This is a genomic window from Streptomyces flavovariabilis, assembly GCF_000725785.1.
GTDB lineage: Bacteria > Actinomycetota > Actinomycetes > Streptomycetales > Streptomycetaceae > Streptomyces > Streptomyces hawaiiensis.
The window spans coordinates 56,021-81,904 of sequence record NZ_JNXD01000017.1; the positions used below are offsets into that span (position 1 = coordinate 56,021).

Annotated in this window: 19 protein-coding genes and 1 other RNA gene; 15 read left to right on the top strand and 5 right to left on the bottom strand. The window is 72.7% G+C overall.

Translation table 11 applies throughout. The features are described from left to right. Window positions 1–134: 134 nt before the first annotated feature. Window positions 135–4,079, bottom strand: coding sequence for an FtsK/SpoIIIE domain-containing protein (locus tag IO24_RS0127230; protein ID WP_031139963.1), 3,945 nt, complete (start codon window positions 4,077–4,079; stop codon window positions 135–137). A 361-nt stretch (window positions 4,080–4,440) separates the two neighbouring features. Between IO24_RS0127230 and IO24_RS0127235 the strand changes: the two genes are divergently transcribed. The 4 genes from IO24_RS0127235 to IO24_RS0127250 all read left to right on the top strand — a co-directional run bounded on the left by IO24_RS0127235 (window position 4,441) and on the right by IO24_RS0127250 (window position 9,580). Beyond that, complete coding sequence (locus IO24_RS0127235) at window positions 4,441–6,129, top strand: serine/threonine-protein kinase (protein ID WP_031139965.1); 1,689 nt, start codon at window positions 4,441–4,443, stop codon at window positions 6,127–6,129. Window positions 6,130–6,251: 122 nt separating this feature from the next. Then, window positions 6,252–7,499 (top strand): serine/threonine-protein kinase, encoded by a 1,248-nt coding sequence (locus tag IO24_RS0127240; RefSeq protein ID WP_031139968.1) that lies wholly within the window; start codon window positions 6,252–6,254, stop codon window positions 7,497–7,499. Window positions 7,500–7,557: 58 nt separating this feature from the next. Beyond that, a complete protein-coding gene (gene prfB / locus IO24_RS0127245) occupies window positions 7,558–8,661 on the top strand; it encodes a peptide chain release factor 2 (RefSeq protein ID WP_031139970.1) in 1,104 nt (367 codons plus the stop codon). Window positions 8,662–8,950: 289 nt separating this feature from the next. Next, window positions 8,951–9,580, top strand: a complete 630-nt coding sequence (locus tag IO24_RS0127250) for an LPXTG cell wall anchor domain-containing protein (RefSeq protein WP_031139973.1) — start codon at window positions 8,951–8,953, stop codon at window positions 9,578–9,580. A gap of 108 nt (window positions 9,581–9,688) precedes the next feature. On the opposite strand, the gene IO24_RS0127255 is transcribed toward IO24_RS0127250, so the two are convergent. Continuing rightward, window positions 9,689–9,880 carry a hypothetical protein gene (locus tag IO24_RS0127255; protein ID WP_031139975.1) on the bottom strand — a complete coding sequence of 64 codons (192 nt, stop codon included), beginning with the start codon at window positions 9,878–9,880 and terminating at the stop codon, window positions 9,689–9,691. A gap of 289 nt (window positions 9,881–10,169) precedes the next feature. Between IO24_RS0127255 and ftsE the strand changes: the two genes are divergently transcribed. The 5 genes from ftsE (at window position 10,170) to ssrA (ending at window position 14,071) form a co-directional block, all read left to right on the top strand. After that, a complete protein-coding gene (ftsE, locus tag IO24_RS0127260; RefSeq protein WP_003990615.1) occupies window positions 10,170–10,859 on the top strand; it encodes a cell division ATP-binding protein FtsE in 690 nt (229 codons plus the stop codon). 40 nt (window positions 10,860–10,899) lie between these two features. Next, window positions 10,900–11,817 (top strand): permease-like cell division protein FtsX, encoded by a 918-nt coding sequence (gene ftsX, locus IO24_RS0127265; RefSeq protein WP_031139978.1) that lies wholly within the window; start codon window positions 10,900–10,902, stop codon window positions 11,815–11,817. Between the two features lie 68 nt (window positions 11,818–11,885). Continuing rightward, the gene (locus IO24_RS0127270; RefSeq protein ID WP_078899421.1) at window positions 11,886–13,055 is read left to right on the top strand and encodes a S41 family peptidase; all 1,170 of its coding nucleotides are present in this window, start codon (window positions 11,886–11,888) and stop codon (window positions 13,053–13,055) included. Between the two features lie 46 nt (window positions 13,056–13,101). Continuing rightward, the gene (gene smpB, locus IO24_RS0127275) at window positions 13,102–13,584 is read left to right on the top strand and encodes an SsrA-binding protein SmpB (RefSeq protein ID WP_031139982.1); all 483 of its coding nucleotides are present in this window, start codon (window positions 13,102–13,104) and stop codon (window positions 13,582–13,584) included. 98 nt (window positions 13,585–13,682) lie between these two features. Beyond that, window positions 13,683–14,071: a transfer-messenger RNA gene (gene ssrA, locus IO24_RS42485) on the top strand. Between the two features lie 48 nt (window positions 14,072–14,119). Here ssrA and IO24_RS0127280 read toward each other — a convergent pair. The 3 genes from IO24_RS0127280 to IO24_RS0127290 form a co-directional block, all read right to left on the bottom strand. Continuing rightward, the gene (locus tag IO24_RS0127280) at window positions 14,120–15,121 is read right to left on the bottom strand and encodes a LacI family DNA-binding transcriptional regulator (RefSeq protein ID WP_031139983.1); all 1,002 of its coding nucleotides are present in this window, start codon (window positions 15,119–15,121) and stop codon (window positions 14,120–14,122) included. After that, window positions 15,121–17,370 carry an alpha-xylosidase gene (yicI, locus tag IO24_RS0127285; RefSeq protein ID WP_031139984.1) on the bottom strand — a complete coding sequence of 750 codons (2,250 nt, stop codon included), beginning with the start codon at window positions 17,368–17,370 and terminating at the stop codon, window positions 15,121–15,123. The genes IO24_RS0127280 and yicI overlap by 1 nt, the downstream gene beginning before the upstream one ends. A gap of 94 nt (window positions 17,371–17,464) precedes the next feature. After that, window positions 17,465–18,655: an MFS transporter gene (locus tag IO24_RS0127290; protein WP_031139985.1), complete on the bottom strand. Its 1,191-nt coding sequence runs from the start codon at window positions 18,653–18,655 to the stop codon at window positions 17,465–17,467. A gap of 247 nt (window positions 18,656–18,902) precedes the next feature. Between IO24_RS0127290 and IO24_RS43425 the strand changes: the two genes are divergently transcribed. The 6 genes from IO24_RS43425 to IO24_RS0127315 all read left to right on the top strand — a co-directional run bounded on the left by IO24_RS43425 (window position 18,903) and on the right by IO24_RS0127315 (window position 25,865). Continuing rightward, a complete protein-coding gene (locus tag IO24_RS43425; protein ID WP_078899422.1) occupies window positions 18,903–19,148 on the top strand; it encodes a hypothetical protein in 246 nt (81 codons plus the stop codon). Between the two features lie 12 nt (window positions 19,149–19,160). Next, entirely contained in the window at window positions 19,161–19,997 is an 837-nt protein-coding gene (locus tag IO24_RS0127295) for a hypothetical protein (RefSeq protein WP_234335295.1), read from the top strand. A gap of 56 nt (window positions 19,998–20,053) precedes the next feature. Further along, entirely contained in the window at window positions 20,054–21,019 is a 966-nt protein-coding gene (locus IO24_RS0127300; RefSeq protein ID WP_031139987.1) for a LysR family transcriptional regulator, read from the top strand. 165 nt (window positions 21,020–21,184) lie between these two features. Then, window positions 21,185–22,165, top strand: a complete 981-nt coding sequence (locus IO24_RS0127305; RefSeq protein WP_234335296.1) for a hypothetical protein — start codon at window positions 21,185–21,187, stop codon at window positions 22,163–22,165. Between the two features lie 308 nt (window positions 22,166–22,473). Beyond that, on the top strand, window positions 22,474–24,663 hold the full coding sequence (locus IO24_RS0127310; RefSeq protein ID WP_031139989.1) for a bifunctional polysaccharide deacetylase/glycosyltransferase family 2 protein: 2,190 nt from the start codon (window positions 22,474–22,476) through the stop codon (window positions 24,661–24,663). Then, window positions 24,660–25,865, top strand: coding sequence for an acyltransferase family protein (locus IO24_RS0127315; RefSeq protein WP_031139990.1), 1,206 nt, complete (start codon window positions 24,660–24,662; stop codon window positions 25,863–25,865). Before IO24_RS0127310 ends, IO24_RS0127315 begins: the two co-directional genes overlap by 4 nt. The last annotated feature ends 19 nt before the right edge of the window (window positions 25,866–25,884 follow it).

Consider the following 25,884-nt stretch of genomic DNA (forward strand, 5'->3'; position numbering starts at 1 on the left):
TCCCGTGCGATCTGGTCTACGCCCGGGTGTGCGGGGGCGGCAAGATGGCGTCGGCTGTCAAGCGGGGGATCGTGACTCCCTCGTGACCAGGGACGCGGCCCCAGGACGCCCGTGGGGCCGGCGGCCGTCCCCGGTCACAGGAGCGACGGCACCTTCGCCGCCGCGACCTCCCGTGCCGCCCTTTCCAGCGCGCTGGCCAACAGTGCCAGGTCGGTCGGGCCGTTTCCGAGCTCCCGCACCGGACGCCGGGCCGGAGGGTCACCCATGCGGTGCCATTCCAGGGGTACGACCGTGGGGCGCAGCGTCGCCGTCCGGGGGATCCGGCCGGTGACCCGCCCGCCCTGGAACGGCGTGACCCGCCCGTCCGCACCGGTCAGCCGGCCCCGCCCGGGCGCCGGCTCTCCCCCAGGTTCTCGGCTTCGCTCGAACAGGGAGGTGCCCCCACGGCCCGGGGCCGGGAGGTCGAGCGTGACGCGCAGGGTGGCCCGGCGCGCCGGTTCCGTCTCCGCCGTACGGGCGCACGGGCCGGTGGCCGCCACCAGATGGACGCCGAGCCGCTCACCCTCCTTGGCCACGGCCTCCAGCGCGCGCATCACCGACCCGGCCGCGGGCCGGCCGGTCGAGCCGAGCGCCGGGGAGACCAGCGCGTCCAGGTCGTCGACGACCACGACGAGCCGGGGGAGCGGGGGCGCGGCCGCCTCCGTCTGCCGCCGGGCCGCTCCGGGTCGCAGCCGAATCGTGGAACTGGTCGGGGAGTCGAGGTCGCCGGAGCCTCCCGCGGCGGCGGCCTGAGCTTGGGCGCCACCCCGTGCCGTCGCCGTGCGCTGGGCGACCATACGGCCCGACAGCTCGCGCCCGGCGTGCCACTCGGCGAAGTCGGACCGGCCGAGCAGCTCGGCCCGCCGCTTCAGCTCGGCGCTCAGGGACTGCGCGAACTCCCGCATCCGGACCGGGTCGTGCGCCAGGAGCAGCGTGGTGACATGCGGTACGTCCGTGCACACCCGCAGTCCCTCGCCGTGTCCGCCGCCCGCCCCCGGGCCGCCCTGGCCGTCGACCAGCACGATGCCGAGGCGGTCCGGCCGCTCGGCGGCGGCCAGGGACGCGACGATCGCCCGCAGCAGCTCCGTACGGCCGCTGCCCGGCGGGCCCTCGATCAGCAGATGCGGTCCCTGGACCGCGAGGTCCGCGCAGACCGGCCCGCGCGGCCCGGCGCCCAGCACCGCGCGTACGCGCCCGCCCAGCGCATCGGCGTCGTCGGCCGCGTCCGCCCAGCGCGCCATCAGCGACGCCGGGGTGGCACGGGCCAGCCCCAGCTCGTCCAGCAGCCGGGCCGCCTGCGGCAGCGGCGCCGAGACGCGCGGCTGGCGCTCGCTCGCCGGGCCGTCCGTCCGCAGCGGCGCCAGCGCCCGCGCGAACCGCTCGGCCCAGGCCGTGGAGACGGCGTCGACGGTGGCGACGGTGCCGTGTCCGACGGGCCCGGCGGGTGAGCCGTCACCGCCGGCCCGGGCCACGCGCATCAGCCGCAGGGCCGTCGCCACGTCCCCGCTGAGCAGCGCGACCGCGCCGCACTCGCGGAAGGTCGGCGCCACCGAGCATGCCGCCTCGTACGTCTCCGTCACCGGCGAGGCCGGGGAGGCGGCGGGCGTCTCGGCCAGGCAGACGACGTGGATCCCGGCCCGGGGACCCTCCAGCGCCAGCCGCGCGACGGCTCTGCGCAGGTCGGCGCCGCCGGGGTCGCCGTCGACGACCACGACGGTGTACGGGCCGGGGAAACCCGCTGTCACGTCGGTGCCGGTCCCGCCGTCCCGGACCCAGGAGGGGCGGCGGGGGGCCGGGACGGAGGGAGCCGGAGACGAGTCGGTACCGGCGGGCTGCGGGCTGCCGCCCTCCGCGGCGCCGCCCTCCGCGACCGCGTCCGCCAGCTGGTCCTCCAGACGGCGGGTGAGTTCGTCGGTGCGGGCCGCGGCCTGCTCGCGGTCGTGGGCCAGGAGCAGCCGGCAGTCCTGCCCGTGCCCCGGGCGCACGTGCGGCAGCCAGCCCAGCCAGGACCACTCGGCGGTGCGCTCCTCAAGAGGGCGGGAGCGGTCCGCGGCGATCAGGACGATCTCCAGCGTGTCCGGGGAGTGCAGCGCGGTGAGCTGGGCCAGCACGGCACGGGCCAGCCCGGCCAGCCGCGCGCGCGGCCCGGCCAGTCCCAGTGCGCCGACCTCGCGCAGCCCGGCCGTCACGGGTACGGCGGGCAGCAGGCCCGAGCCGTCCGGTGCCGCCCGGTCGGCCGTACCGAGACGCACGGCGAGCGCCTCCGGGTGGCCGGGGCCGCGCTCCCACAGCCGCGGTCCGGGCCCCAGGGCCGTGAGCAGCAGCACGGCCGGGTCCGGCCAGGTCTCCGGCGCGGCCGGCACGACGAACGGGTGGTGCTCCGCCACCACCGTGGCCGACTCGTCCTCACCTGCCTCACGCGGCTCCGCCGCCTGCTCGCCGCGCCCTCCGGCCAGCCGCCGGGCCCACGCCCCGAGCCCGGCCCGCCTGCGGCTCCCCGGGGGCAGTTCGGTGCCGCGGAGGGGAGTGCCTTTGCGGCCACGACCGGCACGCTGGTCCGCGAGGGCCGGGTCGTCGGCACCGGCCGGAGCAGCCGACCCGTCCGGAACCCGGGGGTGCGGCCCGGTGCCGTCCGCGGTGCCGGCGTCGTACGCCGCTCCGGCGCGGTCCGGGGCCGCGTCGCCGAACGCCCGGGCCCCGGAACGACCCGCATGGGTGTCCCCGGCGCCGCTCACCGGCCGGCCCGCACCGCGCTGCCGCACAGCGTCGGCCGGGGCGCCGGGAGACGTCAGGGGCGACGCGCCCTGAGCGGTGTCGTGCTGCCGGGTGCGCGTGCCGTGCGTCACGGAGGAGGTCTGCGCGGCCCCGGCGGGCCCCGGCCGCGATCCGCCACCGGCCGTCTGCCGACGCGCCTCACTCCCGGTGCCCCCGAGTGGCACCTCGCTCCAGCCGTCCCCCGCATGGGCCGCGCCCACCGCACCCGGAGCCTCGCTCCGGCGGCCCCTCGCCTGGGCTTCGCCTCCAGCGCCCGGAGGCGGAGCCTCGCTCCGGCGGCCGCCCGCATCGGCCTCGCCTCCCACACCCCTAGGCGGAGCCTCGCTCCGGCGGCCGCCCGCACCGGCCTCGCCGCCGCTGCCCTCAGGGCGGGTCCCGCCGCCGTGCCCCCGCCCTCGCGGTGCCTCGGACCTCGCGCCCGCGCCCCCGGCCTCGATCCGCGGCGCCCCGCCCTGACCCGGCACCACGGCCGGATCCGCGGAGCGGTGCCCTCGGCCGCCCGGCGCGCCCCAGGCGGCCGAGCCGTAGTCATGGTGCGTGGGCCCCGAAGGCCCTTCGGGTCCGGGATCCGCCCCGCGCGCGTGAGATTCCGTCCCCTCCCCGGCGGGCCCGGCCACGCGCACGTGCCCCTCCCCGTCCGGCGTCGTCTCCGCCCGGCCCCCCGGCCCCCCGGCCGGAGCCAGTCGCAGGGCCGACTCGCCGATCCGCAGCAGCGCACCCGGCGCGAAAGGGACCGCCCGGCCGCCCACCCGCGCGCCGTCCACCGTCGTGCCGTTCGTGGAGTCCAGGTCGGCGACCGCCACGCGGCCGTCCGCGCTCACCGTCACCGCGCAGTGCAGCCGGGAGACGTCCGGGTCGTCGAGGGGCACGTCGGCGTCGGCGGAGCGGCCGATGCGGATCTCGCCGCCGTGCAGCAGATGGACACCGCCCGCGTCGGGCCCGGCGACGACCTGGAGCTGGGCCGGGGCGTCGTCCAGCTCGGGATGCGGCTCCGGCTCGCCCGGCGCGCCCACGGACAGGACGGCACCGTCGGTCAGCGGGGGCTCGCCGAGTGTGCAGCGCTGGGTGTCCAGCCGCTGCTCCCCGGCGTACAGCACGGGCGTGCCCGAGCCGTCACCGCCGGAGACCACCTGGGCGAGCGCCGACGCCACCGCGGCGAGCGCCGTACCGGCGGGGGCCGTGACCAGCACGTCGCTGCGCGGGGCGCGGTCCCGCGCCGGCGCCGACGGGCCCAGCGGATCTACGACGGTCAGCCGGATCTGCATCGCCGTCAGCGGTCCCTTCTGCCCGGGCGCGGAGTCCCCCACCCCGCCCCAGCACGTCGGCCAGTACTGCCAGCATCCTCGCACCTGCCACTGACAGTGCGCCCGTCGCTCCGGAAAACGTGATCTTGATTGGTCGGCTCTGCCCGCAAAAGTGCCTGAGACATGACCCACAGGCGACCGCTTGAGATCAGTCACGCCCGTTACCGGCAACCACAAGACCGAGGTGAGCGTCTTTCCTTCGAACGAGTGTGAGGGGCGCTACGTAAGACCCACAGAAGACGACACTCCGGTCCTCGGCCGCCCGGCACTACAGTGGGTCGGACAGGCCAGCAGGCAAGGCAAGCACCAGGGAGCGCATGACGTGCGGCCGGTAGGCAGCAAGTACTTGCTCGAGGAGCCGCTCGGACGCGGCGCCACGGGCACCGTCTGGCGAGCCCGCCAGCGCGAGACCGCGGGCGCCGAGGCGGCCGTGCCGGGGCAGCCCGGCGAGACCGTCGCGATCAAGGTCCTCAAGGAAGAGCTGGCCGGCGACCCGGACATCGTCATGCGGTTCCTGCGCGAGCGGTCCGTCCTGCTGCGGCTGACCCACCCCAATATCGTCCGGGTGCGTGACCTGGTCGTCGAGGGCGATCTGCTGGCCCTGGTCATGGACCTCGTCGAGGGCCCCGACCTGCACCGCTACCTGCGAGAGAACGGGCCGTTCTCCCCGGTCGCCGCGGCCCTGCTCACCGCCCAGATCGCCGACGCGCTCGCCGCCAGCCACGCCGACGGCGTCGTCCACCGCGACCTCAAGCCGGCCAACGTCCTGCTCCAGCAGTACGACGGGCGCATGCACCCGCTGCTGACCGACTTCGGCATCGCCCGGCTGGCCGATTCCCCGGGCCTGACCCGCACCCAGGAGTTCGTCGGCACGCCCGCGTACGTCGCGCCCGAGTCGGCCGAAGGCCGCCCGCAGACCTCCGCCGTCGACATCTACGGCGCCGGCATCCTGCTGTACGAGCTGGTCACCGGCCGCCCGCCGTTCGCCGGCGGCTCCGCCCTGGAAGTGCTGCACCAGCACCTGAGCGCCGAACCGCGCCGCCCCTCCACCGTCCCCGACCCGCTGTGGACCGTCATCGAGCGCTGCCTGCGCAAGAACCCGGACGAGCGGCCCAGTGCCGAGAACCTCGCCCGCGGCCTGCGCGTCGTCGCCGAGGGCATCGGGGTGCACGCGAATTCCGCGCAGATCGGCGCCGCCGAGAGTGTCGGCACGCTCCTGGTGCCCGACCCGGCGCCGGCGCCCGTGCCGGACATGGGGGCGGCCGACCCCACCCAGGTCCTCCCGCAGAACGCGGGCGCGTACGACCCGAACGCCGCGACCAGCGTCATGCCGCACACCGGCGGCCCGGCCGGCGCCGCCGACCCCACCGCCGTCCTGCCAGGCCGGGGCACGGCCGACCCGACCGCCGTCATGCCGCCCGTCCCGCCGGGCTCGCCCGGCCACCCCGGACAGCAGGGGCAGCAGGGTGGCCCCGACGACCCGCACCCCTGGCAGAACCAGCTGCGCGCGGCCCGCGACCGCAACGAGCAGACGCAGGTCCAGTACCTCGACCCCGGCCAGGACCCGCTGCGCCGCCGCCCCCAGCGCCAGGTGGCCCGGCCCCAGCAGCAGCAGCCGCCGCACCGCCAGGCACCCCCGCCCGGGCCCGGTTACGGCCATCCGCAGCAGCAGCCCCAGCAGTACGCCCCGCAGCCCCAGCGGCCCCAGCCGCCGCAGCGCTACGCCCCGCCCGCGCCGCCGGCCCAGCCCCAGCAGCCGCAGCGGCCCCAGCGTGAGCCCCGGCAGCCACGACAGCGCAGCGCCAACCCGATGCGGATCCCCGGGCTCGGCTGTCTGAAGGGCTGCCTCTTCACTATCGTCATCCTGTTCGTCGCCGGCTGGCTGATCTGGGAACTGAGCCCGCTCCAGGACTGGATCGGCACCACCAAGGGCTACTGGGACCAGCTCACCGACTGGTTCAACACCGCGACCGGCTGGTTCGAGAAGCTCGGCGGGAGCGGCGCGAACTGACCGGAACCGCCCTGCGGCGTTGGTGATTTGTCGACACCTGGCGGGTGATTTCGGCTTCCACGGTGAAGGTTGCCTCTCCGGACGCGTAGTTTTAGCGACAACACGCGTCGGTAGGAGCAGCCTTGGCACGGAAGATCGGCAGCCGGTACACCGCCCACCAGATCCTCGGGCGGGGCAGCGCCGGCACGGTGTGGCTGGGCGAGGGCCCCGAAGGTCCCGTCGCCATCAAGCTGCTGCGCGAGGACCTCGCGTCGGACCAGGAACTCGTCGGACGCTTCGTCCAGGAGCGCACCGCCCTGCTCGGCCTGGAGCACCCGCACGTCGTGTCGGTGCGCGACCTGGTCGTCGACGGCAACGACCTGGCGCTCGTCATGGACCTCGTCCGCGGCACGGACCTGCGCACCCGGCTGGACCGGGACCGGCGCCTGTCCCCCGAGGCGGCCGTCGCGATCGCGGCCGACATCGCCGACGGACTGGCCGCCGCGCACGCCGCGGGCGTGGTGCACCGGGACGTCAAGCCGGAGAACGTCCTCCTGGACATGCAGGGCCCGCTCGGCCCGGGCGGCTCCCACCGCGCGCTGCTGACCGACTTCGGCGTGGCCAAGCTCATCGACACCCCGCGCCGGACCAAGGCCACGAAGATCATCGGCACTCCGGACTACCTCGCCCCGGAGATCGTCGAGGGCCTGCCCCCGCGCGCCTCCGTCGACATCTACGCGCTCGCCACGGTCCTCTACGAGCTGCTGGCGGGCTTCACCCCCTTCGGCGGCGGCCACCCGGGCGCTGTCCTGCGCCGGCACGTGACGGAGACGGTCGTCCCGCTGCCCGGCATCCCGGACGAGCTGTGGCAGCTGCTGGTGCAGTGCCTGGCCAAGGCCCCGGCCTCGCGGCTGCGGGCCTCGGAGCTCGGAGCCCGGCTGCGGGAGCTGCTGCCGATGCTGGAGGGCATGCCCCCGCTGGAGGTGGACGAGCCGGACACCGAGGACGCGGAGGAGGCCGACCGGGAGGAGCAGCCCGCCGGACCGGCACCGGCCGGGGAGCGGGTCCGGCGGCGGGGCGCGGTCCCCCTGGTGCCGGGCGCGAAGCCGGCCGACTCCAACCGCGACACCCACACCTCGATGCGGGTCCCCGCCCCCGACGAGCTGGCCGGCGGCGCCCACGGCACGGCCAGGGCCCCGCGCACCCCGGGCGCCCCCCGCCCGGGCTCGGCCCGCAACCGCGCCGCGACCCGGCGCCGCCGGATGGCCCTGGGAGCGGGCGCGGTCGCACTCGCGGCGGCGATCGGCGTGGGCGCCTGGCTGTCCACCTCGGGCGACGACGACGGCGCACCGCCCCAGGACACGAGGAACTCGGCCCCGCAGTCCCCCTGAGCCGCCGTCTCCGGCGGCCCGGCGATGGCCGCCGGGCGGAGCCGTTACGCTGGAGGGCGTGGCAGTCGTCGACGTATCCGAAGAGCTCAAGTCCCTCTCCTCGACCATGGAGTCGATCGAGGCCGTTCTGGACCTCGAGAAGTTGAGGGCAGACATCGCCGTGCTCGAGGAGCAGGCGGCCGCGCCGTCCCTCTGGGACAACCCCGATGAGGCGCAGAAGATCACCAGCAAGCTGTCCCATCTCCAGGCCGAGGTGCGCAAGGCCGAAGCCCTGCGCGGTCGCATCGACGACCTGAGCGTCCTCTTCGAAATGGCCGAGGAGGAGGACGACTCCGACACCCGCGCCGAGGCCGAGTCCGAGCTCACCGCCGTGAAGAAGGCGCTGGACGAGATGGAAGTCCGCACCCTCCTCTCCGGTGAGTACGACTCCCGTGAGGCGCTGGTGAACATCCGTGCCGAGGCCGGTGGCGTCGACGCCGCCGACTTCGCCGAGAAGCTCCAGCGCATGTACCTGCGCTGGGCCGAGCAGCGCGGCTACAAGACCGAGATCTACGAGACCTCCTACGCGGAAGAGGCCGGCATCAAGTCGACCACCTTCGCCGTGCAGGTCCCCTATGCCTACGGAACCCTCTCCGTCGAGCAGGGCACGCACCGCCTCGTGCGCATCTCGCCCTTCGACAACCAGGGGCGCCGCCAGACCTCCTTCGCGGGCGTGGAGATCCTCCCCGTGGTCGAGCAGACCGACCACATCGAGATCGACGAGTCCGAGCTGCGGGTGGACGTGTACCGCTCGTCCGGCCCCGGCGGCCAGGGCGTCAACACCACCGACTCCGCGGTGCGCCTCACCCACATCCCCACCGGCATCGTCGTCTCCTGCCAGAACGAGCGGTCGCAGATCCAGAACAAGGCGACCGCCATGAACGTTCTCCAGGCGAAGCTGCTGGAGCGGCAGCGCCAGGAGGAGCGGGCCAAGATGGACGCCCTCAAGGACGGCGGGAGCTCCTGGGGCAACCAGATGCGTTCTTACGTCCTGCACCCGTACCAGATGGTCAAGGACCTGCGCACCGACTTCGAGGTCGGAAACCCCGAGGCTGTGTTCAACGGCGAGATCGACGGCTTCATCGAGGCCGGAATTCGCTGGCGCAAGCAGCAGGAGAAGTAAGTTTGTCGACAAGGCAACTGCCGCCCCCGGGGCGGTAGTTGCCTTTTCTGTGCTCCGGTGTCCGGGTTTTACATCACACTCACAGGCTCAGAGTTCCGGCATAGCCCCCGTAGTTGGACATGGCGGCTGCAAACGGCCTTGACGTGTTCTTGAAAAGTGGGAAGGGTAAAGCGCGGCATGCGTGTCTCTGGGGCGCATGTGAACCGGGGGCCTTTCATCGCAGCCTTCCCCGTCGAGCACAGCCCCGAGCGCAGCCTAATGACGATGAGCTACTGGGGGTAGCAACCACATGACGAAGAAGACGCGGATCCGTGTCGCGCGGATAGCGGCCGGTGCCGTGATCGCCGCCGGCGCCTCGCTGACCGCCGCCGGTGCCGCATCCGCCGCGGAGACCGAGGACTGCCTGCTCGGCATCCTGTGCGCAGAGGAGTCGCCGATCCCGACGCCGCCGCCGACGGACATCCCGACCGAGCTCCCGACCGACCCGCCGACGGACCTCCCGACGGACCCGCCGTCGACCGAGGAGCCCACCGACGAGCCGACCGAGCCCACGGACGAGCCCACCGAGCCGACCGAGGACCCGACGGACGCCCCGACCGACCCGGGCAACGGAAACGGCACCGGCGGCGGCAACGGTGGCGACAACGGCAACGGTGGCGGCAACGGCGGCGGCAACAACACCGACCCCGACGGCGGCACCTCCCCGCAGGAGGAGGGCTCCTCCTCCCTCACCGAGATCGGCTCGGACTCGACCCCGGCCCCGCAGGCCCAGGCCCAGGGCAATGGTCAGGAGCTCGCCGAGACGGGCGCCGCGCAGACCACCTTCCTGGTGATCGGCGCCGCCACGATGATCGCCGGCGGTGTCGGCTTCCGTCTGCTGCCGCGCCTCGTGGGCGGCCGCGGCGGAGCTGCCGCCTGACGGTAGCCGCGTCCGTACGGGCCATCCGTACAGCGCACGGCCGAGGGCCCGGAGCGAAGCGCTCCGGGCCCTCGGTCATGCATGTCCACGGGCGGCTGCCCACCGCCCCTACGCGGTCTGGTGCGCCAGCAGGGCCACCGCGGCGATCAGCACCGTCAGCAGTGCGATCAGAGTCATCGGGTTCAGGCTCGCGAGGAAATTCTCCTGCTGCAGCCGCTCGCGGTTCGCGCGGCACACGGCGCAGCGGCCCTCGTTCACGGGGGACGCGCAGTTCGCGCACACCAGCCGGTCGTACGTCATGCGCTTGCCCTCCTTGCGCCGGTTCCACGTATCCAACGTGTGGGGGGACGGGAATGTTCCCCCTCTACTCTGCCAGGTTCCTCCGGAGGGCGCGCGACTCGCTCCCGAAGGGGTGGTCGCGCAGACTCCCGCGGCTGCGGGCCACGGGGGCTGAACGCGCAGGCCCCCGCACCGCTGGGGGACGTACAAAACGGCACATCCGCTGCGCAACCACGACCGGTGCCTGCGGCCCCCTACCCGGTTCGCGTATGGTCACGCTCATCTACCCCCGGCGACCCGTGGTGCATCCGTGATCCGATTCGACAATGTCTCCAAGGTCTACCCCAAGCAGACCCGCCCCGCCCTCAGGGATGTCTCCCTGGAGGTGGAGAAGGGCGAGTTCGTGTTCCTCGTGGGGTCCTCCGGCTCCGGAAAGTCCACCTTCCTGCGGCTGATCCTCCGCGAGGAGCGGTGCAGTCACGGGCAGGTGCACGTTCTGGGCAAGGACCTCGCCCGCCTCTCCAACTGGAAGGTCCCGCAGATGCGGCGCCAGCTGGGGACGGTGTTCCAGGACTTCCGCCTGCTGCCGAACAAGACGGTCGGCGAGAACGTCGCCTTCGCGCAGGAGGTCATCGGCAAGTCACGAGGCGAGATCCGCAAGTCCGTGCCCCAGGTGCTCGACCTCGTCGGCCTCGGCGGCAAGGAGGACCGGATGCCCGGCGAGCTGTCCGGTGGTGAGCAGCAGCGCGTCGCCATCGCGCGGGCTTTCGTCAACCGGCCCAAGCTGCTCATCGCCGACGAGCCCACCGGCAACCTCGACCCGCAGACCTCCGTCGGCATCATGAAGCTGCTCGACCGCATCAACCGGACGGGCACGACCGTGGTGATGGCCACGCACGACCAGAACATCGTCGACCAGATGCGCAAGCGCGTCATCGAACTGGAGAAGGGCCGCCTCGTCCGCGACCAGGCCCGCGGTGTCTACGGCTACCAGCACTGATACCGCACCCGAGATCCACGGAAAGGCATAACCAGTCGCCATGCGCGCCCAGTTCGTCCTGTCGGAGATCGGTGTCGGTCTCCGCCGCAACCTGACGATGACGTTCGCCGTCGTCGTCTCCGTCGCCCTGTCGCTCGCCCTGTTCGGCGGGTCGCTCCTGATGAGCGACCAGGTCAACACCATGAAGGGCTTCTGGTACGACAAGGTCAACGTCTCGATCTTCCTCTGCAACAAGAGCGACGCCGAGTCCGACCCCAACTGCGCCAAGGGCGCGGTGACCGACGACCAGAAGAAGCAGATCAAGGCCGACCTCGGCAAGATGGACGTCGTCCAGGCCGTCACGTACGAGTCGCAGGATCAGGCGTACAAGCACTACAAGGAGCAGTTCGGCGACTCCCCGCTCGCCAGCTCCCTCACGCCGGACCAGATGCAGGAGTCGTACCGCATCAAGCTGAAGGACCCGGAGAAGTACCAGGTCATCGCCACCGCCTTCAACGGCCGTGACGGCGTGCAGTCCGTACAGGACCAAAAGGACATCCTGGACAACCTCTTCAAGCTGCTGAACGGTATGAACTGGGCCGCCCGCGCGGTGATGGCGCTGATGCTGGTCGTCGCGCTGATGCTGATCGTCAACACCGTCCGCGTCTCGGCGTTCAGCCGTCGGCGTGAGACCGGCATCATGCGGCTGGTCGGCGCCTCCGGCTTCTACATCCAGGCGCCGTTCATCATGGAGGCCGCGGTCGCCGGACTCATCGGCGGCACCCTCGCCTGCGGCTTCCTGTTGCTCGCCCGGTACTTCCTCATCGACCACGGACTGGCCCTGGCCGACCAGCTGACACTGATCAACTTCATCGGCTGGGACGCGGTCCTCACGAAGCTGCCGCTCATCCTCGCGACGAGCCTTCTGATGCCCGCGTTGGCCGCGTTCGTCGCGCTGCGCAAGTACTTGAAGGTGTGACGCATGCCAAGAGGGGCCGTGCGGTCAACCGGCCGTACGGCCCTTCCCCTTGTCCTAGACTCACCGGCATGTCAGGTCGTGACCCGTTCTGTCAGCCCCGTCGCATCCGCCGCGGGGCGGCCCTGACGTTGGTGTTCGCGAGCGTGCTCGTCGCCGGTGCGGCCACCGGGGCGTTGCCGCAAGGTGACCGGAAGTCCGCGTCGGACGAGGCCCGTTCGGCCGTTCCGGCCGGGCGTCAGGCGGATGTCGCCAGGGCGGCCGAGGAGGCCATGGCCGACGGCAAGTCCCCGATGGAGGCCGCGAAGCGGGCCGTCAGCCGCAGCGGGGACCGCTGGGGCGCCGTCTACTCCCAGGGTGAGTACCAGGAGTTCGAGGAGGCCCTCGACGGCCAGTACACCGGCGTCGGCCTGTGGGCCCGCAGCGAACGGGACGGCCGTATCGAGGTGACGAAGGTGCGCGCCGGTTCGCCCGCGGCCACCGCCGGGATCCGCCCCGGAGACCTGCTGCGCAGCGTCGACGGCGAGAAGACCGACGGCCGGCCCGTCACCGAGGTCGTCTCCTTACTCCGCGGGGACGCCGCCGACGCCCCCGCCGGCACAGCCGTCCGCCTCGGCCTTGAGCGCGACGGGCGCGCGTGGACCGAGACCCTGCGCCGGGCCCGGCTGTCCACGGACCCGGTCACCGTCCGGGAACTCGACGGCCGGGTGACCGCCATCAAGGTCGCCACCTTCACCAAGGGCTCCGGCCACCGGGTCCGCGAAGCCGTCCGGCAGTCCCCGCCCGGCTCCGGAATCATCCTGGACCTGCGCGGCAACTCCGGCGGCCTGGTCACCGAGGCCGTGACCGCCGCCTCCGCCTTCCTCGACGGCGGCCTGGTCGCCACCTACGACGTCGACGGCGAGCAGCGCGTCCTGCACGCCGACCCCGGCGGGGACACCACGAGACCCCTGGTCGCGCTCGTCGACGGCGGGACGATGAGCGCGGCCGAGCTCCTCACCGGCGCCGTACAGGACCGCGGACGGGCGCTCGTCGTGGGCTCCCGCACCTTCGGCAAGGGCTCGGTCCAGATGCCGAGCCGGCTGCCCGACGGCTCCGTGGCGGAGCTGACCGTCGGGCACTACCGCACCCCCTCCGGCCGCGGGGTCGACGGCCGGGGCATCACGCCCGACCTGGAGACCGACGAGGACGCCCTCCAGCGGGCCCAGGCCGTACTGCGCGGCCTGGCGAGCTCCTCGTAATCGACTTTCCGCGGGGCCCCTCCGTAGTGCGAAAATGGTCGGCACTATGGCTAAGGAAAAAGGGCGCAAGCTGATCGCGCAGAACAAGAAGGCGCGGCACGACTACCTCATCATCGACACCTACGAGGCCGGCCTGGTCCTCACCGGGACCGAGGTGAAGTCCCTGCGCCAGGGACGGGCGTCGCTGGTCGACGGCTTCGTGCAGCTGGACGGGAACGAGGCGTGGCTGCACAACGTGCACGTGCCGGAGTACAGCCAGGGCACGTGGACCAACCACAGCGCCCGGCGCAAGCGGAAGCTGCTGCTGCACCGCGCAGAGATCGACAAGCTGGAGTCGAAGTCGGGGGAGACGGGCCACACCATCGTGCCCCTCGCGCTGTACTTCAAGGACGGCCGGGCCAAGGTCGAGATCGCGCTGGCGAAGGGCAAGAAGGAGTACGACAAGCGCCAGGCGCTGCGTGAGAAGCAGGACCGCCGGGAGACCGACCGCGCGATCGCGGCGGTGAAGCGGAGGCAGCGCGGGGCGTAGGGAATACGCTGGCACCGAGCCGCGTTGGTCACGTACGATGGCTACTGCACCCCACAGCGGGTGCGCGCCCCTCTCCGGAGGGATTGTCAACACAACATGGGGATGATCGGTTTCGACAGCGGCTGTCGAAGCAGGGGAAGCGTGTCGAGGAAGCGGCAATGATCTCGTAAACCATATGTCGCAAAAAATAATCGCCACTACCAAGCGCGATTCCCAGTCCTTCGCCCTCGCTGCCTAATAAGCAGTGAGTGAAGGACCCTAAATGGGTGTCAGCCCGGGAGCGTTCCCGACCCGGATCCTGGCATAATCTAGGGAACTAAACCATCGAGCCCGGTCACGGGGCTCGATGGGAAACCAAACAGTGACTGGGCCCGTCGGCGACTTGTTCGCGTGATCGCCGGGGCCGAGAAAATCACAGCGAACTGCACACGGAGAAGCCCTGATTCTGCACCGTTGGACGCGGGTTCGATTCCCGCCATCTCCACTCATCCCATGTGGGCGAAGGCCCCGCCGCTTCCGAGCGGCGGGGCCTTCGTCATGCCCGGCACGTGGTGGCCCGTTCCGTCAGGCGTGGGGACAGCAGCGTCGTCTCCGGTACGGGGGCGCCGTGCAGCTTCTGCATCAGCAGTTCCACCGCCCGGGTGCCCAGCTCCGCGGCCGGCAGGGTGACGGACGTGACCGGGCCGCAGGCCGTCGTCGCGAGGTCGTCGGGGCAGAGCGCGATGACCGACAGGTCGTCGGGGATCCGCAGGCCGAGCCGCCGGAAAGCCTGGATCAGCGGTTGCAGGAGAGGTTCGTTGTGGATGACCACGGCGGTGAGGGCGGGGTGTTCGCGCAGCAGCCGCTCGGCGAGCTGTGGGGCCGTGGCGGGGTCGGGGCCGCCCGGGTGGACGGACGCGGTCAGGCCGTGGTGGCCGGCGGCCGTGGTGAAACCCCGCATGAGGTGGTGGGCGTAGGCCGTTCTGCGGAGGTAGACCTCCGGGGGTGAGCCGACCAGGGCGACCGTCCGGTGGCCCAGCTCCGCCAGGTGGTTCACGCAGGCCTCGCCCGCCGCCCTGAAGTCGAGGTCGACGCAGGTCAGGCCGCTCTGGTCCGCCGGGACGCCGATCAGAACCGACGGACGGCCCAGGGTGCGGAGCCGGTGGAGGCGGGGGTCGTGGAGTTCGACGTCCGTCAGCAGCAGCCCGTCCACCGAGGCCGTGCCCATGGCGCGGCTCAGGCCCTCCTCGGCCTCCTGCTGGGTGAGGAGCAGGACGTCGTGGTCGTGCGCGCGGGCCGTCGTCACCACCGACACCGCCAGCCGCATCACCACCGGGACGTGCACGCCGGGGCGGAGGGGCGCCGCCAGGGCCAGGACGTCGGGCTCGCCGCAGGCCGGCCGGTGGGCGCCCGAGCGGGGGCGGTAGCCCAGGTCGCGGGCGGCCGCCTCGACGCGCCGCCGGGTCTCGTCGGAGATCGGCCGCTTGCCGCTCAGCGCGTAGGAGACGGTGCTGGGGGAGACCCCGGCCCGTCGTGCCACGTCCGTGATCTTGACCATCAGCCGAGTTCCAGCGTGAGGAGCCCCGTGCCGGGCGGGGCCTGGACCTCGCGACGGCCCGCGGCCAGGCTCCAGGCGGTTTCCGGGGCGTCGCACGTCGTCCGCAGGGTGTCTCCCGCGCGGACGACCGTGAAGGTCACGTCCCCGACCGGCACCGTCACCTCGTCGCCGGGCCGCAGGCCGTACGCCCGCAGCGTCACCCCGTCGGCGTGGTCGTAGTCCGGGCGGTCGTCCCGCGCGCCGACGGGGATCACCGCGCCGGGCCGGACCAGCAGCGGCGCGCTCAGGAAGCCGTGGCGCTCGCGCACCCAGCGCGGGCCGGTCACCGTCTCGCCGGTCACGAAGTGGGTCCACGTGCCCTCGGGGACGTAGTACGTGACGTCGCCCTCGTCGCTGAACACCGGGGCGACCAGCAGGTCCGGGCCGAGCATGTACTGCCGTTCCAGGTGCGCGCACCCCAAGTCGTCCGGGAACTCCAGCACCATGGCCCGCATCATGGGCAGGCCCTCGGTGTGGGCCGCGCGGGCCGTCTCGTACAGGTAGGGCATGAGCCGGAGCTTCAGCCGGGTGAAGTGGCGGGCCACGTCCACCGACTCCTCGTCGAACTGCCAGGGGACCCGGTAGGAGCTGCTGCCGTGCAGGCGGCTGTGGGAGGAGAGCAGGCCGAAGGCGAGCCAGCGCTTGAACAGGGCCGGGGTGGGGGTGCCTTCGAAGCCGCCGATGTCATGGCTCCAGAATCCGAAGCCCGACAGGCCGAGGGACAGGCCGCCGCGCAGCGACTCCGCCATCGACTCGTACGTCGCCTCGCAGTCGCCGCCCCAGTGCACGGGGAACTGCTGGCTCCCCGTCGTCGCCGACCGTGCGAAGAGGACGGCCTCCTGCTCGCCGCGGTGCTTGCGCAGCACCTCGAAGACCGTGCGGTTGTAGAGGTACGTGTAGTAGTTGTGCATCCGCTCCGGGTCCGAGCCGTCGGACCAGACCACGTCGAGGGGCACCCGTTCGCCGAAGTCGGTCTTGAAGCAGTCGACGCCCTGCGCGAGCAGCGCCTCCAGCTTGGCGGCGTACCAGTCGCGGGCGGCCGGTGAGGTGAAGTCGACCAGGGCCATGCCGGGCTGCCACATGTCCCACTGCCAGACGCCGCCGTCCGGTCGCCTCAGCAGGTGCCCGAGCGCCCTGCCCTCGGCGAACAGCGGGGAGCGCTGGGCGATATACGGATTGATCCAGACGGAGACGCGCAGGTCACGGGCTTTCAGCCGGGCGAGCATGCCCTCCGGGTCGGGGAACACCCGTGGATCCCACCGGAAGTCGCACCAGTTGAACTCGCGCATCCAGAAGCAGTCGAAGTGGAAGACGGACAGCGGCAGTTCGCGCTCCCTCATGCCCTCGATGAAGGACGTCACCGTCTCCTCGTCGTACGAGGTCGTGAAGGACGTCGACAGCCACAGGCCGAACGACCAGGCGGGCGGCAGGGCCGGGCGTCCGGTCAGGGCCGTGTACTTGCGCAGGATCTCCTTCGGGGTGGGGCCGTGGATGACGTAGTACGTCAGCTCCTGCGTCTCCGCGCTGAACTGCACCCGGGAGACCACCTCCGAGGCGACCTCGAAGGACACCTGGCCCGGGTGGTCGACGAAGACGCCGTAGCCCGCGTCCGTGAGGTAGAACGGCACGTTCTTGTAGGCCTGTTCGCTGCAGGTGCCGCCGTCGGCCTGCCAGATGTCGACGACCTGGCCGTTCTTCACCAGCGGGCCGAAACGCTCACCGAGGCCGTAGACGGACGTGCCGACCGTCAGGACCAGTTGCTCGCGCAGGTGGTGTGCGCCGGAGCCGTCCCGCATGATGCCCGCGTTCTTGTGGCCGCTGCTGGTGAGCCTTCGGCCGTGCGCGAGGAACTCGACGTGCCACGGCCCGCCGCGGGCCAGCCGGACCGACAGGTCGCCGGAGGTCAGGGTCGCGTGCTCGTCGTCGTACGAGACCTGTGCGGTGGTGTCCGACGCCGTGAGTTCGAACTCGGGGCCGCGGGGCTCCCCGCCGGTGAAGTGCGTCAGGGTCAGGCCGATGACGCCGGGCATGGGGGTGTGTGCCCTGACCGTGAGGACCGGGCCGGTCATCAGGTCGCCGCGGGAGCGGACGGTCCGGGTCGGGGCGTGGATCTCCAGGGCGCCGTCGGACTCGGTGACGTCGAGGACCTGGGCCGGGTGGGCCGCGGTGACGCCCTCGCGCAGGAGCCAGTAGCCGTCGGTGAACTTCATGTGAGGGTCCCTACTCTCCCGACGCATGACGTCGAAGCGCTTCGACGATCGAACGTATGCGGGGTGCGTGAGGGCGTCAATGGGGCGGGAGACTCTAGGTGAAGCGATTCGAATCACCGCGCAGGGACAACGCCAGGGCCACGGCCGCCGCCGCCACCGGGACCCCGTAGCCCGCCGTCGGAGAGAGGTGCTCCGCCGTCCAGCCGCCGAGCGCGCTGCCGCAGGCGATCCCGCCGAGCAGGCCGGTCACCGCCAGGGTCATGCCCTCGTTCAGCCGGCCCTCGGGGGTGCGCTGCTGGACCAGCGTCATGGTGGTGACCATCGTCGGGGCCGTCGCCATCCCGGCGACCAGCAGCGCGGCCGCCAGGAGGAGGAGCGAACCGGTGAGGGCTGCGGCCAGCAGCGGCAGCGCCAGCAGCGCGGCCATCGCCGCCACGCACCAGGGCAGCCGGGCAGCGGCCGGGCCGGCGGGTTTCGCGGCGCCGAACAGCAGGCCCGCCGCGCAGGAGCCCGCGACCTGCAGCGCGAGCACGACACCGGCCGCCGACTGGCGCCCCTGGGCGTCGGCGAACGCCAGCGTGACGACCTCCGTCGCGCCGAAGACGCCGCCCATCGCCAGGCAGACCGCGAGCAGCGGGGGGATGCCGGGGGCGCGCAGGGGCGCCTTGCCGGGTATGTGCGCGCGGACCGGGGGCTCCGTCGTGCGCCGGGTGGTGAACAGGACCATGCCGGTCAGCAGCAGCACCGCGCCCACGAGGGTGCCCGCCTCGGGGAAGAACGTCCCGCACAGGAAGGCCGCGAGCACCGGGCCCAGCATGAAGCACAGTTCGTCCGCCGCCTGCTCGAAGGAGTTGGCCGTGTGCAGCGCCTCCGGGTCACCGGCCAGCAGATGTGCCCAGCGGGCCCGGGACATGCCGCCGGTGTTGGGGGTCGTGGCGGTGGCGGCGTAGGAGGCGAACAGGGTCCAGTCCGGGGCGCCGTGGCGCACGCACAGCAGCAGACAGAGGGAACCGAGGACGGCGATCACCGTGGCGGGCAGAGCGACCCGGGCCTGGCCGTGCCGGTCCACGAGCCGGGCGGTCCACGGCGCGACCAGGGCGGTCGTCGCGAGTCCCGTCGCCGTGACGGCACCGGCGAGGGCGTAGGAGCCCCGGGTCCCGGCGATCATCACGACCGCGCTGACGCTGAACATGCCCATCGGCAGCCGGGCGATGAGGTTCCCGGCGGTGAATGCGCGGGTGCCCGGCAGGCGGAACAGGAGGCGGTACGGGGAGGGTCGCGGCATGCGCCCACCGTCGCCCGGGGACGATCAAGAGGTCCAACACCTGTTCCGCGCGCATTCGCGCACCTGGGTTGTGGATCCGTGGCGCAGGCCGGAAGGTCATGGCGAGAAACATTCGCTCCCTGTTTTTCATACAGGGATATGGAGATTCCTAATGCTTCTCATGGCGCATGGAAAAGATGTTCATTCGGGAAAATCCTTCACTCGTTTGCCGCGCATCCGCCGAAGTGGGCCGACGGTTAGTCGGTACATGACCGAGGCGACGAGGAAAGACGGCTGGGCGGTAGCGCTCGGCCCGTACACCTACATTCCGGCTCCAGCACACTCGTCGGCGACCGTCAACGGAACGCTCACAAAAGCCGGTTGCCCTGTCACGCTGCAGGTGACCGAGCCGGTTCTGCGCGAGTTCATCGACGCCATGAGTGCGCTGGAAAAGGATCTCGCCCGACGGTGGATCAGTGCGACCGATTGGCCCGCCTTCGCGCTTGCGGAATAGTCGGGCCGCGCCATGTACGACAAAGTAGAGGGCACCGGTCGGCATCGGGCTCCGGCCCGGGATTTCATCACCCCGCTGACCCCACCGGACCCGACCTGGGACCCCGCCGAGGAACTGGCGTTCATCCTTGAGGAAGCCCTCGGGGAGCAGGCGGCGAGGGTCCCCGCCCCCCGTGACGAGGACCCGGCCCCCGCCGTGGATCCGGCGCCCGTCCCCGCCCCGGGCACCCACATGCGGCGGCTCCAGGACATCACCGAGGAACTGCCGCCCGTGCGGGAGCTCCCTCGGCGTCACCGCAAGGTCCGGGCCCGCAAGGCCCCGGGCATGCTCCGCACCACCAGCTTCCTCGTCGCCGCCCTGACGGCCGTCATCGCCTCCGCGGTGAGCCTCCTGAGCGGCATGGTCGCCTACGACCCCCTGCGCCTGGTCGCCGTGTCCCCCGAGGCGAGGGGTCTGCGCACCTGGTGGCCCCTGCTGGTGTACGGGCCCTGGCTGGTGGGTTCCCTGTCCGTCCTGCGGGCCGCGCTGCACCAGCGCCGGGCCGTGCACTCCTGGTGCGTGGTCCTGGTCTTCTCCTGCATCGCCGTGCTGCTGTGCGTCGTCCAGGCACCTCGCACGATCCTCGGCACCGCGGCGGCCGCCCTGCCCGGCCTCGCCGCCCTCGCGTGCTTCCAGCAGGTCGTCCGCCAGATCACCCTGACCAGACCCCCGATGCGGTCGGCACCCCGGCACCGGGTGGGGCAGGCTCCGGTGCCGGCCGGTGCGGAGGGTGTGAAGGGCACGGAGGGCGTGACGGGCGCTGACGTCCGGCCGGGTGAGGGGCAGACGTCGCGGGACACCGGCCCCTGAGCCCGGGCACCCCCGGCCCCGGCTCTCCGGCCCGGCGCCCGCTGTAGGTTCGCCGCATGTCCGCTCACCTCGACCCCCGTCTGCTGCGTGGCTTTGTCACCGTTGCCGAGGAGTTGCACTTCACGCGGGCCGCGGTGCGGTTGCACGTGGCTCAGCAGGCGCTCAGCCGGGACGTGCGGCGGCTGGAGCGGGAGCTGGGGGCCGAGCTGTTCGTGCGGACCACCCGGCAGGTGACGCTCACCCCCGACGGGGAGCGGCTGCTGCCGTACGCCCGCCGGGTGCTCGGGGCGCAGGACGAACTGCTCGCCGCCTTCGGCCAGGCCCGGCCGCTGCTGGTCGACCTCAACTCCCCGGGCCTGGTCACACCGCGCCGCGTGCTGCACGAGGCGCGTGAACTCGCCCCGCACCATGAGCTGATGGCCCGCTACGAGAGCGGCCTGACCGGAGCCGCCGGTGAACTGCTCGCCGGCCGGCTGGACGCCTCGTTCGGACGGTTCGCCGGGCTGGACCCGGCATTGCGGGCCGGGCTCGACCACCAGCCCGTGCGGTTCGAGCCGATGGCGGTCGTACTGCCCGAGGACCATCGGCTGGCCGCGTGGGAATCGGTGCCGCTCGCCGAGCTGGCCGGCGAGAGCGTCTACGCGGGCGCCGGCAACCCGCGCACGCCGGAGTGGACCGGGCTCGCCCGGCTGCTGTTCGAGGGCCGGGGCATCGATATCGCGCCACCCGCGCCACTGGCCGTCGGAGACGAGGAGTTCCAGCGGCTCATGGCCAGGACGCGCAACCCGGTCCTGGCCGTCGTGGAGTTCCCGGCGCTGCCGTCGATGGTGGTGCGGCCCCTGGTCGACCCGGTTCCGCTGTCCCCCGTCTCCCTGGTGTGGCGCAAGGGCCTGACCCACCCCGCGTTCGACGCGCTGCGCCGGGCGGCAGCCCGGCTGGCTGCGGAAACGGGGTGGCTGCGCAGGCCCGAAGGTGCCTGGGTTCCGGCCGGCGACGATGTCCTCATGGCGTCTCACGGTTGACACGATTCGACACGGCGCCCACACAGAACCTGCGCGTGCGCTACATTCGACGCCTGAGCACGGTGTGGTACGAGGGGGCGTTCGGACGGGTGGGGGCCCGATCCGACGGCGGGTGCTCAGGTCGTCAAGCGCACCTGAACCATCCGTGGGGGGAAGTGCGTGCGCATGAAACAGTGGCGAGAAGACGCCCAACCCGAGTGGCCCGATGCCGCGACGGCTACCGGGGAACTCCCGTCGGACGGCAGAGTCCGGGACGGGAGAGCCACGCAGGTCTTCCCCGGCCGTGATGTCCGGACGACCGGCCACCGGCTGCCCGGGACGGACATACTGCGCGGCATTCCCCGCCAGAGCGACGGCGAGGCCGACTCGCTCGCCCCGCGGCCGAGCCACCGGACCTCGGTCCGCGACCCCTGGCAGGAGGAAGCCGGAGCCGAACCGTCGGCGGACACCTCCGACGCGCCCGGGCAGACCCACGATCCGCACGAGGTCACCGTCCAGCTCGACGCCGTGCAGCTCGGAGACGGCTTCCTGCGGCAGGCCAAGGAGAGCCCGGGCGCAGAGGCCGCCGACCGGCCCGTCTTCGTCGACGAATCCGGCCGCCGCAGCCGCCGCTACCGCCGGATCGGCATGGCCATCGCCCTGGCCTGCGGCGTCTACGCCGTCGTCATCGTCGCCACGCTGCTGTCGGGCAACTCCAACGCCCCCTGGCTGCCGGTGCCGACCAGGGGGGACAACCCTCCGGCCGGACAGGTCGACACCCCGTCGCTGCCCGCCGAGTCGGCACCGCCCTCGGACACCGGCGTCACCGCACCGGGCAGCGCGCCCGCGACCGGCGAGGCCACGGCCTCCGCGCCCGGCCCCGGCGTCGCCGCACCCGAGGCCACCGCCCGCCCCGGCCGCGCCGGCACCTCCGCCGAGCCCACACCGACCGCGATCCGGACCACCCCGGCGCCTGGCCCGAAGGCCACCGACCCGGCCCCGACCAAACCGGCGGACCCGCCGGGCACGCCGGTCACCGACCCGACGCCGACGGGCGAGCCCACGGCCCCGCCCACCGAGACGACGGGTACCGGCGGCGACGGCGGCACCGTCGCCGAGGGCCCGGCCGAGCCGCAGCCCGTCGCCGAGACGCCGGCCGCCGTCTAGACCGCGTCCGCGAAAGCGGCGCCCACCACTCCGGGCGCCGCTCCACCGCCCTTCCGGCCGGTCCCCTCTCCGACACCGGGGCCCGGGCGGCCGGAGACATCCCGAGCTCTCCGGAACGTAGCCACCTCGCGATCACCCGCTCCGAGTCACCCGTCCCGCTCGTGCAGCGGGGCCCAAGACGCCGCGGAGTGCACCCCACCCCGCACAGCTGCGACGTCCCCGACAGGCCGGGCCCGTTCTCATTTCACCGTCCGCCCGCTCCCGTCCCCGTACCACCCCGTCCCGCACCACCCGGAGTACCACCACCCATGGCATCCCGTACCCGCCGTTCCGGGCCCGCGTCTCGAGCCCGTGGCGGCTCCAGGCGCCGGCGCCTGCCCATGCGTCTGTTGCTGCCCCTGCTCGTGCTCGTCGCCCTGGGGGCGATGCTCATGCTGCGCGGATACGTGCACAGCGAGGTCCTCGCCGACCACCGCGTCGGACCGCCCGCGGCGAACGACCGCGTCCCGAAGCACATCCTCAAGGGCGGCCCCGTCATCGACACCCGGGGCGGGAAGCCGGCCAGCCTGGACCTCCCGGACCACGAGCTGGTGCTGACCTTCGACGACGGTCCCGACCCGATGTGGACGCCCAAGGTCCTCGACGTGCTGAAGAAGCACGACGCCCACGCCGTCTTCTTCATCACCGGGACCATGGCCTCCCGCTATCCGGACCTCGTCCAGCGCATGGTCGACGAGGGCCACGAGATCGGGCTGCACACCTTCAACCACCCGGACCTGTCGCTGCAGAGCAAGAGCCGGGTCGACTGGGAGCTGTCGCAGAACCAGCTCGCGCTCGCCGGTGCGGCCGGCATCCGCACCTCGCTGTTCCGCCCGCCCTACTCGTCGTTCGCGCAGAACATGGACAACAACACCTGGCCTGTCACCGAGTACATCGGCAGCAAGGGCTACATCACGATCGTCAACGACACCGACAGCGAGGACTGGCGCAGGCCCGGGGCCGAGCAGATCATCCGCAACGCCACGCCGAAGAACGGCGACGGCGCCATCGTGCTGATGCACGACTCCGGCGGTGACCGCTCCCAGACCGTCGCCGCCCTCGACCGGTACGTCTCCGGGCTGCAGGACAAGGGCTACCGTTTCAAGACCCTCACCGCCGCACTCGACGCCCCCAGCGCGCACACCCCCGTCGCCGGGCTGGAGTCGCTGAAGGGCGAGGCGTGGGTCTTCCTGGTGCAGGCGTCCGAGAAGATGACCGGTGTCCTCGTCGCCGGCCTCGCCGTCGTCGGTGTGCTGGTCTTCGGGCGTCTCGGGCTGATGCTCATCCTCTCCGTCGCGCACGCCCGCCGGGTCCGGCGCCGCGGCTTCCGCTGGGGCGAACCCATCACGGAACCGGTGTCCGTCCTCGTGCCCGCCTACAACGAGGCCAAGTGCATCGAGCAGACGGTCCGCTCGCTGGTCGCCAGCGACCACCCCATCGAGGTGCTGGTCATCGACGACGGCTCCAGCGACGGCACCGCCCGCATCGTGGAGAACCTCGACCTGCCCGGCGTACGCGTCGTCCGCCAGCTCAACGCCGGCAAGCCCGCCGCCCTCAACCGGGGCATCGCCAACGCCCGGTACGACCTGATCGTGATGATGGACGGCGACACCGTCTTCGAACCGACCACCGTCCGCGAACTCGTCCAGCCCTTCGGGGACCCGCGCGTCGGCGCCGTCGCGGGCAACGCCAAGGTCGGCAACCGGGACTCGCTCATCGGCGCGTGGCAGCACATCGAGTACGTGATGGGCTTCAACCTCGACCGCCGCATGTACGACGTGCTGCGCTGCATGCCCACCATCCCCGGCGCGGTCGGGGCGTTCCGGCGCAGCGCACTGGAACGCGTCGGCGGCATGAGCGACGACACGCTCGCCGAGGACACCGACATCACCATGGCCATGCACCGCGACGGCTGGCACGTGGTGTACGCCGAGAAGGCCGTCGCCTGGACCGAGGCCCCCGAGTCCGTCCAGCAGCTGTGGTCCCAGCGCTACCGCTGGTCGTACGGCACCATGCAGGCCATCTGGAAGCACCGCCGGTCCGTCGTCGAGCGGGGGCCCTCGGGCCGCTTCGGCCGGGTGGGCATGCCACTGGTGTCGATGTTCATGGTCGTGGCGCCGCTGCTGGCCCCGCTGATCGACGTGTTCCTGCTGTACGGCCTGGTGTTCGGCCCCACGGAGAAGACCATCGGCGCCTGGCTGGGCGTCCTCGCGGTGCAAGGGGTCTGCGCCGCCTACGCGTTCCACCTGGACAAGGAACGCATGACCCACCTCATCTCACTCCCGCTCCAGCAGCTCCTCTACCGCCAGCTCATGTACGTCGTCCTGCTCCAGTCCTGGATCACCGCCCTCACCGGCGGCCGGCTGCGCTGGCAGAAGCTGCGGCGCACGGGCGCGGTGGGCCTGCCCGGGGGCGGAACAGCCGCGCCCCAGGCGATGGACGGGAGGCCGGTCGGATGACCACGGCTCCTGTCACCGAGGCTCCGCGGCAGGAGTCAGCCGCCGCCGAGAAGCCCGGCCGCGACCGGTACTTCGACCTGCTGCGCGCCCTCGCGCTGTTCCGTGTCGTGCTGTACCACCTGACGGGCTGGGCCTGGCTGCCGCTGGTGTTCCCGTCCATGGGCGTGATGTTCGCGCTCGCCGGGAGCCTCATGGCCCGCTCGCTGAAGCGCCCGGCCGTGCAGGTGATCCGCGGCCGGATGCGCCGGCTGCTGCCCCCGCTGTGGCTGCTGGGCGTCGTCGGCGTCACCGGCATGGTCCTCCAGGGCTGGGGCCCGGACGCGGACGGGCACCCCGGCTGGTGGCTGCTCCACCTCACCTTCTGGATCGTCCCGCTCAGCGACCCGCCGTACGCGGAGGGGCTGCCCGGCGTCCACGGCTTCATCGGCGAGAACTGGGCCGCGGACCTCGCGGGTCCGCTGTGGTACATCCGCGCCTACCTCTGGTACGTCCTGCTGTCCCCGGTGCTGCTGAAGGCCCTGCGCGCCCTGCCGGTCCTCACGATCCTCGCGCCGATCGCCCTGGCCGTCGCCTTCGAGCAGAGCTACCTCACGCTGCCCGGCGAACGGATCCCCTCGGCGCTCACGGACTTCTCCACCTTCGGCGCCTGCTGGATCCTCGGCATGGCCCACCAGGAGGGCATCCTGCGGCGGCTGCCGCGCTACATCGTGCCGTCCGTCGCGCCCGTCATCGCCCTGGCCGGTCTCTGGTACGCCCTGCACCACGACTTCGGCACCGGCAACGACCTGGACAGCATGCCCCTGGCCCAGGCCCTGTGGTCCTTCGGCACGGTCTTCCTGCTGCTGCACCTCAGCCCGTCCTGGACGCAGTGGCCGCGCCGGCTGCGCCCCCTCGCGGGGACGATCACGCTGCTCAACTCCCGGGCGGTGACCATCTACCTGTGGCACAACGTCTGCATCCTGATCGCCGCGACCCTGTGGGACCGGCTGTGGGGCTTCCCCCTGCTGGAGCAGAACCTGCCCGGGCTGCTGGAGAGCGTCTGGCCCGTCCTGGCCCTGGTCTGGGTCCTGATCGGCTGCTGTGTCCTGGCGTTCGGCTGGGCGGAGGACCTGGCGGCGAAGCAGAAGCCGCGGCTGTGGCCGACGGGGGAGCCCCGGGTGAGGGCTCGCGGGAGCCGGAGGCGCGCGGCACCCCGCGGCTGAGCCGGCCCACCGGTATGGA